This is a genomic window from Rhodopseudomonas sp. BR0M22 (assembly GCF_010907035.1).
Classification (GTDB): domain Bacteria; phylum Pseudomonadota; class Alphaproteobacteria; order Rhizobiales; family Xanthobacteraceae; genus Rhodopseudomonas.
Genome location: NZ_QUMK01000102.1, coordinates 1 through 12,129, shown reverse-complemented (window position 1 = coordinate 12,129; position 12,129 = coordinate 1). Strand labels below are relative to the sequence as shown.

At 66.4% G+C, this 12,129-nt stretch carries 12 protein-coding genes and 1 pseudogene; 9 read left to right on the top strand and 4 right to left on the bottom strand.

What is annotated here, in order from left to right:
• Positions 1–23: 23 nt before the first annotated feature.
• From rsmI to olsB, 9 genes and pseudogenes are all read left to right on the top strand, one after another.
• Positions 24–824: pseudogene (gene rsmI, locus DY468_RS23325) on the top strand (16S rRNA (cytidine(1402)-2'-O)-methyltransferase); the annotation flags it as partial.
• Positions 811–1,203, top strand: coding sequence for a YraN family protein (locus tag DY468_RS23320; protein ID WP_164607831.1), 393 nt, complete (start codon positions 811–813; stop codon positions 1,201–1,203). The pseudogene rsmI and the gene DY468_RS23320, both read left to right, overlap by 14 nt.
• Before the next feature lie 69 nt (positions 1,204–1,272).
• Positions 1,273–2,214, top strand: coding sequence for a glutathione synthase (gene gshB / locus DY468_RS23315; protein WP_164607829.1), 942 nt, complete (start codon positions 1,273–1,275; stop codon positions 2,212–2,214).
• Between the two features lie 245 nt (positions 2,215–2,459).
• Positions 2,460–3,191 carry a LuxR family transcriptional regulator gene (locus DY468_RS23310; protein ID WP_164607828.1) on the top strand — a complete coding sequence of 244 codons (732 nt, stop codon included), beginning with the start codon at positions 2,460–2,462 and terminating at the stop codon, positions 3,189–3,191.
• 81 nt (positions 3,192–3,272) lie between these two features.
• A complete protein-coding gene (locus DY468_RS23305; protein ID WP_164607826.1) occupies positions 3,273–3,929 on the top strand; it encodes an acyl-homoserine-lactone synthase in 657 nt (218 codons plus the stop codon).
• A complete protein-coding gene (locus DY468_RS23300; RefSeq protein WP_164607824.1) occupies positions 3,926–4,150 on the top strand; it encodes a hypothetical protein in 225 nt (74 codons plus the stop codon). Before DY468_RS23305 ends, DY468_RS23300 begins: the two co-directional genes overlap by 4 nt.
• Before the next feature lie 96 nt (positions 4,151–4,246).
• Positions 4,247–5,785, top strand: coding sequence for a YifB family Mg chelatase-like AAA ATPase (locus tag DY468_RS23295; RefSeq protein ID WP_164607822.1), 1,539 nt, complete (start codon positions 4,247–4,249; stop codon positions 5,783–5,785).
• A gap of 150 nt (positions 5,786–5,935) precedes the next feature.
• Entirely contained in the window at positions 5,936–7,837 is a 1,902-nt protein-coding gene (locus tag DY468_RS23290; RefSeq protein WP_164607821.1) for an ATP-binding protein, read from the top strand.
• Between the two features lie 160 nt (positions 7,838–7,997).
• On the top strand, positions 7,998–8,945 hold the full coding sequence (gene olsB / locus DY468_RS23285; protein ID WP_164607819.1) for a l-ornithine N(alpha)-acyltransferase: 948 nt from the start codon (positions 7,998–8,000) through the stop codon (positions 8,943–8,945).
• A 185-nt stretch (positions 8,946–9,130) separates the two neighbouring features.
• Here olsB and coaA read toward each other — a convergent pair whose 3' ends face one another.
• The 4 genes from coaA to hisA all read right to left on the bottom strand — a co-directional run bounded on the left by coaA (position 9,131) and on the right by hisA (position 12,054).
• Positions 9,131–10,087: a type I pantothenate kinase gene (gene coaA / locus DY468_RS23280; RefSeq protein ID WP_164607818.1), complete on the bottom strand. Its 957-nt coding sequence runs from the start codon at positions 10,085–10,087 to the stop codon at positions 9,131–9,133.
• Between the two features lie 74 nt (positions 10,088–10,161).
• Positions 10,162–10,485 carry a phosphoribosyl-ATP diphosphatase gene (locus DY468_RS23275; protein ID WP_164607816.1) on the bottom strand — a complete coding sequence of 108 codons (324 nt, stop codon included), beginning with the start codon at positions 10,483–10,485 and terminating at the stop codon, positions 10,162–10,164.
• A gap of 53 nt (positions 10,486–10,538) precedes the next feature.
• The gene (gene hisF / locus DY468_RS23270) at positions 10,539–11,306 is read right to left on the bottom strand and encodes an imidazole glycerol phosphate synthase subunit HisF (protein ID WP_164607814.1); all 768 of its coding nucleotides are present in this window, start codon (positions 11,304–11,306) and stop codon (positions 10,539–10,541) included.
• Positions 11,307–11,316: 10 nt separating this feature from the next.
• Positions 11,317–12,054, bottom strand: a complete 738-nt coding sequence (gene hisA, locus DY468_RS23265; RefSeq protein ID WP_164607812.1) for a 1-(5-phosphoribosyl)-5-[(5-phosphoribosylamino)methylideneamino]imidazole-4-carboxamide isomerase — start codon at positions 12,052–12,054, stop codon at positions 11,317–11,319.
• Between the last annotated feature and the right edge of the window lie 75 nt (positions 12,055–12,129).

Here is a 12,129-nt window from a genome sequence, read left to right as displayed (position 1 = left end):
TCGGATGTGTATAAGGGACAGCCCTGCGTGCGCTGGAAACACTCGCGGGCGCCGATCTGATCGCCTGCGAAGATACACGAATCACGCATCGTCTGCTCGAACGATACGGAATCTCGGCACGGCTTAAACCCTATCACGAGCACAACGCCGCGCAGGCGCGACCGAAGCTCCTCGAAACGCTGGATCGCGGCGGTTCGGTCGCTCTGGTGTCCGATGCCGGAACGCCGCTGATCTCCGATCCAGGCTTCAAGCTGGTGCGCGACGTGTACGCTGCCGGACATCAAGTAATCAGTCTGCCGGGTCCGTCCGCCGTGCTGGTGGCGCTGTCGCTCGCAGGACTGCCGACCGACCGATTTTTCTTCGACGGCTTTCTGCCGTCGAAGCAGGGCGCACGCCGGGCACGGCTCGCCGAGCTTGCGGCGATCGATGCGACGCTGGTCCTGTTCGAAGCCGGGAGCCGGATTCAGAACACGGTCCGCGACCTCGCCGAACTGCTCGGTGCGGCGCGCGAGGCGGCGATCTGCCGCGAACTCACCAAGCTGCATCAGGAGGTGCGGCGCGCGCCGCTCGGCGACCTCGCCGCACAGGCCGACACCATGGAGACCCGCGGCGAATTCGCCGTGGTGATCGCTCCGCCCGATCCGGCCGCGCAGATGATGAGCGACGACGCGCTCGACCGCTGGCTGACCGAAGCGTTGACCCGGCACAGCGTCAAGGACGCGGTCGCGCAAGCGGTCGAACTCTCCGGCCGGCACCGCCGCGAGATCTATTCCCGCGCGCTGGAGCTGGCTCGCCGCCGCGAGGCCGACGATGGCGAGCACTGATCGGTCGCAGCCTTCGGTGCTGGCGCGCATCGCCGCGTTCCGCACCGGCCTGTCCGCCGAAGCCAGCGCCGCCGAATATCTCGAGCGTGAGGGCTACCGCATTCTGGCGCGGCGCTTCAAAGCCCGTTGCGGCGAGATTGATCTCATCGCGCAATGCGGTTCTCTGGTGGCGTTCGTCGAAGTCAAGGCCCGCGGCAATATCGACGATGCCGCCTACGCGGTGACGCCGCGGCAGCAGAGCCGCATCGTGGCGGCCGCCGAGGCGTGGCTGAGCCGGCATCCCGAACACGCGATGAGCGAGCTGCGCTTCGACGCCATCCTGATCGCACCCAAAGCCGCGCCCCGGCATCTGCCGGGCGCATTCGACGCCACGCCATGAGCCCCGCTGCTTGACCGCGCCGCCGCCGCACCGCATCGTCACCGCCCTGCCAACTCCGGAACACACGACATGACACTGAAGGTCGCCGTCCAGATGGACCCCATCGCGCGGATCAACATCCGCGGGGATTCGACGTTCGCGCTGCTGCTCGAGGCGCAGGCCCGCGGCCACGAGATCTCTTACTTCACGCCGGACAAGCTCTCCCTGCGCGGCAACGACGTCGTCGCATCGGTGCAGAGCCTGAAGGTGCGCGATCAGGAAGGCGATCACTTCACGCTCGGCGAACCGACCCGCGTCGACATGCGTAGTTACGACGTCGTGCTGCTGCGGCAGGACCCGCCGTTCGATCTCGCCTACATCACCTCGACGCATCTGCTCGAGCGGATTCATCCGTCGACGCTGGTGGTCAACAATCCGGCCAGCGTGCGCAACGCGCCGGAGAAATTGTTCGTGATGGATTTCGCCGAGCTGATGCCGCCGACGCTGATCAGCCGCGACAAGGACGAGATCAACGCGTTCCGGGCCGAGCACGGCGCCGTGGTGATGAAGCCTCTGCACGGCCATGGTGGCGCCGCGGTGTTTCGGGTGCTGCCGCAGGACATCAATTTCGGCTCGCTGTACGACATGTTTGCGGTCACGTTCCGCGAGCCCTGGGTGATCCAGCGGTTTCTGCCGGAGGTGAAGCACGGCGACAAACGCATCATCCTGGTCGACGGCGAATTCGCCGGCGCGGTCAACCGCGTGCCGGCCGAAGACGACCTGCGCTCCAACATGGTGCGTGGCGGTGCGGCGGCGGCGACAGAACTGTCACCGCGCGAGCGCGAGATCTGCGCCACGCTCGGCCCGAAACTGCGCGAGCGCGGCCTGCTGTTCGTGGGCATCGACGTGATCGACGGCTATCTGACCGAGATCAACGTCACCTCGCCGACCGGAATCCGGGCGGTGGCCCGGCTCGGCGGACCGGATATCGCGGCGAAGATCTGGGATGTGATCGAAGCGAAACGAACCTGAAACCCGGCGGGACGATAATTTTTCACGATCGTGGCGGCCGGCCGCTCTTGCCAGCCGATGCCGGCGGCCGCACAACTATCAGGCTTCGTCCGTTATTCGGGTATCCGTAAGGCTTCCGAAAGAAAGCCAGCGGCGGAGTTAATCAGCAAAGATGGATTATGCAGACAGCCGCCCGTACAGCGGTTGCGAAGACGGTTGAGGCGGTCATAAGTACCAGAAGTAATGGGATCGGAGGTTCCGGTAGCATGATCGTCGGCGAAGACCAGCTTTGGGGACGGCGAGCACTGGAATTCGTCGATGCGGTCGAGAAGCTCGACGGCCCGTCGCTGATCACGCGATTCGAGGCTCTGATCGCGAGCTGCGGCTTCACCGCCTACATCATGGCCGGCCTGCCATCCAAAAGCGCCGGCCTGCCGGAACTGACGCTCGCCAACGGCTGGCCGCGGGACTGGTTCGAAATGTACGTCCGCGAAAATTTCAGCGCGGTCGATCCGGTGCCGCGCCACGGCGCCACGACGGTGCATCCGTTCGTCTGGTCGGAGGCCCCCTACGACCGCGACCGCGATCCGTCTGCGCATCGGGTGATGACCCGTGCGGCCGAGTTCGGTCTGGTCGAAGGATACTGCATTCCGCTGCATTACGACGACGGCAGCGCCGCGATCAGCATGGCGGGTAAGGAGCCCGACCTCAGCCCGGCGGCCCGCGGCGCCATGCAACTGGTGAGCATTTATGCGCACACCAGATTGCGCGCGATCGGCCGGCCGAAGCCGCCGCGCCGCAACCGGCTCACTGCGCGAGAGTGCGAAATTCTGAAATGGGCCGCCCAAGGCAAAACCGCCTGGGAAATTTCGATGATCCTCTCCATCACCGAGCGCACCGTGAAGTTTCATCTGATCGAGGCTGCCCGCAAGCTCGACGCCGCCAACCGTACCGCGGCCGTCGCCAAGGCATTAACGCTCGGATTGATCCGACTGTGACCTGTCCGTTCGGACAGTAGTTAGCATCAGGCCCGGACCGGCACAGTTCCCCTGCAGACCCACTGCAACAGGGGAATTGCCATGCAGGTTCATGTTATCCGTCGGGAGAACCGCGCGCTCTATGCCGGTCTGCTCGACACTTATTTCCGGATCCGGCACCAGATCTACGTTGTCGAGCGGGGCTGGAAAGAGCTCGAGCGGCCGGACGGCCGCGAGATCGATCAGTTCGACACCGACGACGCGGTCTATCTGATCGGCGTCGACCGCGACGAGATCGTCGCCGGCATGCGGATGGTCCCGACCACGTCGCCGACCTTGCTCAGCGACGTGTTTCCGCAGCTCTCGATTGCCGGACGCGTGCGCCGATCGGACGCCTATGAGCTGTCGCGAATCTTCGTGGTGCCACGCAAACGCGGTGAGCATGGCGGCCCCCGCGCCGAGGCGGTGATCCAGGCGGCGGCGATGGAGTACGGGCTGTCGATCGGGCTGTCGGCCTTCACCATCGTGCTGGAGACCTGGTGGCTGCCGCGACTGCTCGACCAGGGCTGGAAGGCGCGGCCGCTGGGTCTGGCCCAAGACGTCAATGGGTTCTCGACCACTGCGGTGATGGTCGATGTCGATGACGATGCCTGGCTCGGCATCTGCGATCGCCGATCGGTCCCGGGCCCGACGCTGCAATGGCAGGGCCTCGACGCTGTACGCCGTCAATCTCTCCCGGAATTCCAGGTGGTCACATGAATGCCCCGTCCAAGCCCCGCGCCGCCCGGCCGGTGGTTCTCAATGCACCCTTGAAGCAGCAGGCGGTCAGCATCGACACGCTGGCTTCCACCATCAATCGCGCGATCGAGCAGGCCGAAGAGCTCGGCATTCCGTCCGCCGTGCAACTGTTGATGATGGCCCGTCTGGAGGTCGACCTCACGGAGATCGCGCTGGAGAGCCGGCAGAGAAACAGCGCCTGACGCCGGGGAATCGGGCGGCCTCAAATCCGTCTGTTCCTGGAATGTTCTTGCGTGGCTCCGGGCCTGACGCTAGCGTCGGGCCCGAGAGAGGGCGTCATGGTCCAGCATGTGTCCACCGTGGCTTTCGAGGGCATCGAGGCGCGCGCCGTCGATGTCCAAGTCCAAGTATCACCCGGGCTGCCGGCCTTTGCGGTGGTCGGGCTCGCCGACAAGGCAGTGTCGGAGGCGCGAGAGCGGGTGCGATCGGCGCTGATCGCATCCGGCCTGGCGCTGCCGGCGCGGCGGATTACGGTCAATCTTGCACCGGCGGACCTTCCCAAGGAGGGCAGCCACTACGATTTGCCGATCGCGCTCGGGCTGATGGCCGCGATCGGCGCCATCCCGGCCGACGCCCTCGAGGGCTTCACCGTGCTGGGCGAGCTCGGCCTCGACGGCTCGATCGCAGCGGTGGCCGGCGTGCTGCCGGCCGCCATCGCCGCCAATGGCCGCGACCATGGCCTGATCTGTCCAGCCGCATGCGGCTCGGAGGCGGCGTGGGCCAGCCCCGACATTCAGGTCGTCGCGGCCAGTTCGCTGATTCAGATCGCCAACCACTTCCGGGGAACGCAGGTCCTCGGCCGGCCGCAGCCGCGGGTCCGCGATACTGAACCCTCACGGTTCGATCTGCGCGACATCAAGGGCCAGGAGAGCGCCAAGCGCGCACTCGAAATCGCCGCAGCCGGCGGGCATCATCTGTTGATGATCGGTTCGCCCGGCGCCGGCAAATCGATGCTGGCGGCACGGCTGCCGTCGATCCTGCCGCCGCTGTCACCGGCCGAGCTGCTGGAAGTCTCGATGATCGCCTCGGTCGCCGGTGAAATCCGCGACGGCGCGCTCACGGCAAAGCGGCCGTTCCGCGCGCCGCATCATTCGGCCAGCATGGCGGCGCTGACCGGTGGCGGCCTCAAGGCACGGCCCGGCGAAATCTCATTGGCGCATCATGGGGTGCTGTTTCTCGACGAGCTGCCGGAGTTCGATCCACGGGTGCTGGATTCGCTTCGCGCGCCGCTGGAAACCGGCGAGGTCGCAGTGTCCCGCGCCAACCATCGGGTGACCTATCCGGCCCGGGTGATGCTGGTCGCTGCGATGAATCCGTGCCGCTGCGGCCAAGCGTTCGAACCCGGCTTCGCGTGCAAGCGGGGCCGGGTCGAGCGGTGTATGGCCGATTATCAGTCCCGGATCTCCGGCCCGTTGATGGACCGCATCGACCTGCGAATCGAAGTGCCGCCGGTGAGCGCCACCGACCTGATGCTGCCACCGCCGGCCGAAGGCTCCGCCGAAGTCGCAGCCCGCGTCGCCCGGGCTCGCGATATCCAGCGGACACGCTACGCATCGATCGGGCTGCCGGAGATCCGAACCAATGCCGAAGCGCCGGCGGCAGTGTTGGAGACGACGGCGCGGCCCGACTCGGCCGGTCTGAAGCTGCTGCACGAAGCTGCAGAACGGATGCGATTATCGGCCCGGGCCTTTCATCGCGTCATCCGTGTCGCCCGCACGCTCGCCGATCTCGACGGTTTCGATCTGGTCGGCAGGGTGCAACTCGCCGAAGCACTGTCGTATCGGGCCCTGGCGGACGATCCCGTGCGCGCGGCGTGAGAATTCACGGTTCCTGACCCGTCGCGCCCTGCCGTTAACTGATCAGCAACCCTGCCGACAGTGCTTCCGCAGGCATCCCCCGACATTCAACCTGTTGGCAGCATCGCTCGGCGATCGTGGCACGGCGCGGGCGGCGAAACGGAAACAGCGATGCCAGGAATGCTGCGGACCAGATCGAACCGGAACGGGTCTGCCCGCGGCTCGTACCTCGGCACGGCGCTTCGCATCGGCTTTGCGTTTTCAGCCGCGCTCGGCATTGTTGTCGGCTTGGCGTACAGCAGCCGGCCGGAGATTTCGGGCTACGATCCGCACACATTCGCGATCGGGGCGAGCTTTCTGTTCGCGCTGGCCTGTTTCGGCCTGGCGATCCAAACGGCGCGGCTGCGCGTGATCCAACGTCGTTGGCGTGCTCTGGCACGCGGTCCCAAAGCATCATGGGTGCGCTCGCCGGCACTCGAAGAAACCAGCCACGCGGTCGCGGCGGAGACACGCGGTGGCCCGGCCCCGGAAGACCGCGCCAAATCACGTCTGCTGGCGATGGCGTCGCACGAAATCCGCACGCCTCTGAACGGCATCATCGGCATGAGCCGGTTGTTGCTCGATACGCCGCTCAGCCCCGAACAAGCGACCTACGCCAAGGCGGTGAAGACCTCGGGCGAAGCGCTGCTGGCGTTGACCGACGAACTGCTCGATTACTCACGGGTCGAGGCCGGCAAGATCGAACTCGACGCCAAGCCGTTCGGGCTCGGCGGGCTGATCGAGGACGTGGCCGAACTCCTGGCGCCGCGGGCACAGGCGCGCGGGCTCGAGATCGCCACCGATGTCGACGAACGGCTGCCGGCGCGACTGATCGGCGACGCGGCCCGGCTGCGGCAGGTGCTGCTCAATTTGTGCGGCAACGCCATCAAGTTCACTGAATCCGGCGGAGTGGCGCTGATCGCCGAGCCGGGCGAGCCGGGCGAATTCCGCGTGATCGTCCGCGACACCGGCATCGGAATCGCTCCCGAGGCGCAGACGCGGATTTTCCGCGCGTTCGAACAGGCCCACGCGGGCATCTCTCGTAATTTCGGCGGTACCGGCCTCGGCCTCAACATCAGCGAGCGCATCGTCACGGCGATGAACGGCCGGATCGCGCTCGACAGCGCACCAGGGCAGGGCTCGACATTCACCATCACGCTGCCGCTGGTCGCCGCCGAAGACCGCGACGCCGGCTTTGCACCGCCGGACCTGAAAGACGCGTCGGTGATGATCGTCGTTTCGCACATGATCGAAGCCTCGCTGATCGCCCGGCGCCTGTCGCGCTGGGGCGCCGAGACCTGCATCTGCGCCGATCTCACCTCCGCGACCGCGCGGTTGCCCGAGCGAAGCTGGCACACCGTGCTGATCGATCATGGGTTCGGTGCGGCCGCGATCGAGGCGCTGGCGCTGCAGGCCGTGCCGCATGCAATCCATCGGCTGGTGATGCTGACGCCAGCTGCGCGGCAGGAGCTGCTTCCGAACCTGCCGGACATGTTCACCGGCTATCTGGTGAAGCCGCTCCGCGCCGCTTCGCTCGCCGCACGGCTCGCCCCGCCGGCCGATGTCGCAGCGCCCAGCATCGCCGATGGCGATCCGCCGCCGCGAGAGCTGCCCTCCGCCGTCGCACAGGCCACACTCGCGATCCTGGTCGCCGAAGACAACGACATCAATGCGCTGCTGATTCGCGCGCTGCTCGATCGCCTCGGGCATCGGGCCGAGATCGTCGGCGACGGCCGCCGTGCCGTCGAATCGTGGGCCGCTGCTAACAAGACCGGCACGCCGTTCGATCTGGTGTTGATGGACGTGCAGATGCCGATCCTCGATGGGCTCGAGGCCGCCCGTCAGATCAGGACGATGGAAGCCGAACGCACGAGGCCGCGGGTGCCGATCCTGGCGCTGACCGCCAATACCCTGGCGGAGGATCGCGACGCCTGTTTGGACGCGGGGATGGACGGCTTCCTGGTCAAGCCGGTCGATCCAGACAGACTCGCCGAGATCCTGGCCGGCCTGAGCGCAGCACGACAAATCGCGTGACGCGGCAGGCGATTACCGACCGCCTCAGCTAACAACAAAGTCAGCGGCGATGTCATCGTCCGGCAATCATCGCGTCACATCGCTGTAGAACGGTCGTGATTGTTGGTGCGATCAGGCCGCGGCGATTCCGTTTTGGAACGGGTGCGGTCGCGAGGACGCCATGCAAACCGACCATCTCGCCCGTTCGAAAAAATTCATCAAGCTGCTGCGCCCGGAGACTGCCGGAGCCGCCGCGCAAACCGCAATTACTTGGTTCAAGCCGTCCGCGAAGCTGGCCGAGACCGGCAAGCCGATCGGCTCTCCGGCGACGCTGGGCCGCCTCGGCCCGCTCGAAGTTCGGCTGGCGCAGACCAAGCAGGACGTCAAGCGCGCCCAGAAGCTGCGCTACCGGGTGTTCTACAAGGACGGCACCGCGATCGCCGACGCGCCGACCATGCTGGCGCGGCGCGACAAGGATACGTTCGATCCGATCTGTGATCACCTCTTGGTGGTCGATCACGCCGCCAAGCCGTCGCTGAGCGGCAAGCAGCCGGTGGTCGGCACTTATCGGCTGCTGCGGCAGGACGTCGCCAATCGCAATGGCGGCTTCTACACCGAGAGCGAATTCGATATCGGCGGACTGATCAGTCGGCATTCGGAGCTGCGCTTTCTCGAACTCGGCCGCTCCTGCGTGCTGCCGCCGTATCGCAACAAGCGCACCGTCGAGCTGCTGTGGCACGGCATCTGGACTTACGTGCGCCAGCACGGCGTCGACGTGATGCTCGGCTGCGCCAGCTTCGACGGCACCGATCCGGATCGCCTGGCGCTGCCGCTGTCGTTCCTGCATCACTACGCACCGGCGCCGGAAGCCTGGCGCGCCCGCGCGCATCCGTCACGCTATGTCGAGATGAACCGGCTGCCCAAAGAGGCCGTGGATCAGAAAGCCGCGCTGCGCGAGCTGCCTCCGCTGATCAAAGGCTATCTGCGGCTCGGCGCGACGATCGGCGAGGGTGCGGTGATCGACTATCAGTTCGGCACCACCGACGTGCTGATCATCCTGCCGGTGTCGGCGATCAGCGCCCGCTACATCGAACATTTCGGCGCCGATGCGTCGCGGCACGCTGCGTAGCAGGGTTCATTCACACGACACGTCCGTCATTGCCGGGCTTGCCCCGGCAATCCATCGTCTTCGAGAAAACACATCGTCACGCGCGCTTGCGCGCGCGATGGATCCGCGGGCCTTCGCCGCGCCGAAGCGGCTTCGGCCGCGCAGGCGGGTCAAGCCCGCGGATGACGCTGAGTAACCGGCGAGGACTACAACCTTCGCAGCGCCACCGAATCCACGACGTGATCGGCGCCCTTTTTCAGGATCAGCGTCGCGCGCGGACGGGTCGGCAGGATGTTGTCTTCGAGGTTGGCGAGGTTGGTGCGTTCCCAGATCGCGATCGCGGTCGCGGTGGCCTCTTCGTCGGACAGCACCGCGTAGCGATGGAAGTACGACCGCGGATCGTGGAACGCGGTGTCGCGCAGCGCCAGAAAGCGGCGGACGTACCAGTCGCGCAGCACCGGCTCGTCGGCGTCGAGATACACCGAGAAGTCGAAGAAGTCCGACACCACCGGCACCGCCTTGCCGTCGCGCGGCAGACGCCCGGTCTGCAGCACGTTGACGCCCTCGACAATCAGGATGTCGGGGCGGTCGATCACCGTGAACTTGTTCGGCACGATGTCGTAGGTGAGATGCGAGTAGATCGGCGCCTTGACCTTGCGGCGCCCCGATTTGATGTCGGACAGGAAGCCGAGCAGAGCCGGCAGGTCGTAGCTCTCCGGAAAGCCCTTCTTCTGCAGGATGCCGGCGCGCTCCAGCACCGCGTTCGGATGCAGGAAGCCATCGGTGGTGACGAGATCGACCGTCGGGCGCGGCGACCAGCGCGCCAGCAGCGCCTGCAGCACGCGCGCGGTGGTCGACTTGCCGACCGCCACCGAGCCGGCGACGCCGATGATGAACGGCATCTTGCGCTCGACCACGCCGAGGAAGCGGCGCTGCGCGTAGTACAGCTGCTGCATCGCCGCGACATGAATCGACAACAGCCGCGACATCGGCAGATAGATCTCTTCGACTTCTCTGAGGTCGAGCCGGTCGTGCATCGAGCGGAGCGCCGCGACTTCGGCGGCATCGAGCGTCATCGGCGTGTCTTCACGCATGCTCGCCCATTCCGACCGCGAGAAAACCCGGTACGGGTTGTAGGGGTGCAGATCCGACCTTGCGTCCATCTCGCGGGCCCTTCGCCTTGGTTTTGAGTGGCGGGATTTATTGTTATTGCGGCCGCCCGGTGCGGCCGATGCCGTCAGTCGCGCTTACGCGACGCCTTTTCCTCCAAGCCCGACATCGAGGTGCGCTGCGCCAGCGCGGCCCCGACTTCCTCGAGCTTCACGCCGCGCGACTTCAACAGCACAAGCATGTGAAACAGCACGTCGGCAGTCTCGGAGATCAGATGGCCGCGATCGTTCTCGACCGCCGCGATCACCATCTCGACCGCCTCTTCGCCGAATTTCTTGGCGCAGTGTTCGGGGCCCTTATCGAGCAGCTTCTTGGTGTAGGAGCTCTCGCCGCCGGACGCCGCGCGGGCATCGACCGTCGCGGCGAGATCATGAAGGGTGAAACGGGCCATACGCTAACTCTGCCGGTTCTTGGTGCGAGAGGACCGCCCCTCGCCACGTAACGCTAGGGATCGAGCCGCATCGGCAGCCCGGCCTGGACCATATGATCCTTGGCCTGACGAATGGTGTACTCGCCGAAATGGAAGATCGAGGCTGCCAGCACCGCGGTGGCGTGGCCTTCGCGGATGCCGTCGACCAGGTGGTCGAGATTGCCGACGCCGCCCGAGGCGATCACCGGGACGCCGACGCTGTCGGCGATTGCCCGGGTCAGCGGAATATCGAATCCCGACTTGGTGCCGTCGCGGTCCATCGAGGTCAGCAGGATCTCGCCGGCGCCGAGCGACACCACTTCCTGGGCGAACTCGATCGCGTCGATGCCGGTGCCCTTGCGGCCGCCATGGGTGAAGATCTCCCAGCGGTCGCGGCCCGGCACCCGCTTGGCGTCGATCGCCACCACGATGCACTGATCGCCGAACTTCTCGGCGGCTTCCTTGACGAACTCGCGCCGCGCCACCGCGGCCGAATTGATCGAGACCTTGTCGGCGCCACTGCGCAGCAGCGTCTTGATGTCGTCGACGGTGCGGACGCCGCCGCCGACCGTCACCGGCATGAAGCAGGCTTCCGCCGTCCGCCGCACCACGTCCAGCATGGTGCCGCGGTTCTCATGAGTGGCGGTGATGTCGAGGAAACAGAGTTCGTCGGCGCCCGCAGCGTCATAGGCGATCGCCGCCTCGACCGGATCGCCGGCGTCGCGCAGGTCGACGAAGTTGACGCCTTTGACGACTCGGCCGTCCTTGACGTCGAGGCAGGGAATGACGCGAACCTTGAACATCGCGGCGTCCTTACGCGGCCTTGGCGGCGCCGATCAGCGCCAGCGCCTCAGCAGGATCGAGCCGGCCGTCGTACAGCGCCCGCCCGGCGATCGCGCCTTCGAGCTTTTTGGCGCGCGGGCTGAGCAGCGTCTTGACGTCTTCGATCGAGGCGAGACCACCCGAGGCAATCACCGGGATCGAAATCGCCTCGGCCAGCGCGATGGTCGCGTCCCAGTTGATACCTTTGAGCAGGCCGTCACGGGCAATGTCGGTGAAGATGATCGCGGCCACGCCGGCGTCTTCAAACCGCTGCGCGATGTCGAGCGCGGTCACCTGCGAACTCTCGGCCCAGCCCTCGACCGCGACGTTGCCGTCGCGGGCATCGAGACCGACCGCAACGCGGCCCGGAAACGTCTTGGCGGCTTCCTTCACCAGCGCCGGGTCGCGCACCGCGGCGGTGCCGATGATGACGCGGGCGATGCCCTTGGACAGCCAGGCTTCGATCGTCTTCAGGTCGCGGATGCCGCCGCCGAGCTGCACCGGCATCTTGATCACCTTCAGCATCGCCTCGACCGCCTGGGCGTTCATCGGCTTGCCGGCAAAGGCGCCGTCGAGATCGACGACGTGCAGGTACTGGAAGCCCTGGGCCGCAAAGCTCTGAGCCTGCGCGGCGGGATCGAGATTGAACACTGTGGCACGCGCCATGTCGCCCTGTTCGAGCCGCACGCACTGGCCGTTCTTGAGATCGATCGCGGGGAAGAGAATCATCGGAAACACTCACTCCCTCCCCCCTTGCGGGGGAGGGTCGGGGTGGGGGGTGGGCCACAAGCGCCGGGCTCGCGG

Excerpts from the sequence above, each read along its gene's own strand:
- DY468_RS23290 (WP_164607821.1), top strand. The coding sequence starts at position 5,936 with ATGCCAGGAATGCTGCGGACCAGATCGAACCGGAACGGGTCTGCCCGC.
- DY468_RS23305 (WP_164607826.1), top strand. The coding sequence starts at position 3,273 with ATGCAGGTTCATGTTATCCGTCGGGAGAACCGCGCGCTCTATGCCGGT.
- hisF (WP_164607814.1), bottom strand. The coding sequence starts at position 11,306 with ATGTTCAAGGTTCGCGTCATTCCCTGCCTCGACGTCAAGGACGGCCGA.
- coaA (WP_164607818.1), bottom strand. The coding sequence starts at position 10,087 with ATGGACGCAAGGTCGGATCTGCACCCCTACAACCCGTACCGGGTTTTC.
- gshB (WP_164607829.1), top strand. The coding sequence starts at position 1,273 with ATGACACTGAAGGTCGCCGTCCAGATGGACCCCATCGCGCGGATCAAC.
- DY468_RS23275 (WP_164607816.1), bottom strand. The coding sequence starts at position 10,485 with ATGGCCCGTTTCACCCTTCATGATCTCGCCGCGACGGTCGATGCCCGC.
- hisA (WP_164607812.1), bottom strand. The coding sequence starts at position 12,054 with ATGATTCTCTTCCCCGCGATCGATCTCAAGAACGGCCAGTGCGTGCGG.
- DY468_RS23300 (WP_164607824.1), top strand. The coding sequence starts at position 3,926 with ATGAATGCCCCGTCCAAGCCCCGCGCCGCCCGGCCGGTGGTTCTCAAT.
- DY468_RS23295 (WP_164607822.1), top strand. The coding sequence starts at position 4,247 with ATGGTCCAGCATGTGTCCACCGTGGCTTTCGAGGGCATCGAGGCGCGC.
- DY468_RS23320 (WP_164607831.1), top strand. The coding sequence starts at position 811 with ATGGCGAGCACTGATCGGTCGCAGCCTTCGGTGCTGGCGCGCATCGCC.
- olsB (WP_164607819.1), top strand. The coding sequence starts at position 7,998 with ATGCAAACCGACCATCTCGCCCGTTCGAAAAAATTCATCAAGCTGCTG.
- DY468_RS23310 (WP_164607828.1), top strand. The coding sequence starts at position 2,460 with ATGATCGTCGGCGAAGACCAGCTTTGGGGACGGCGAGCACTGGAATTC.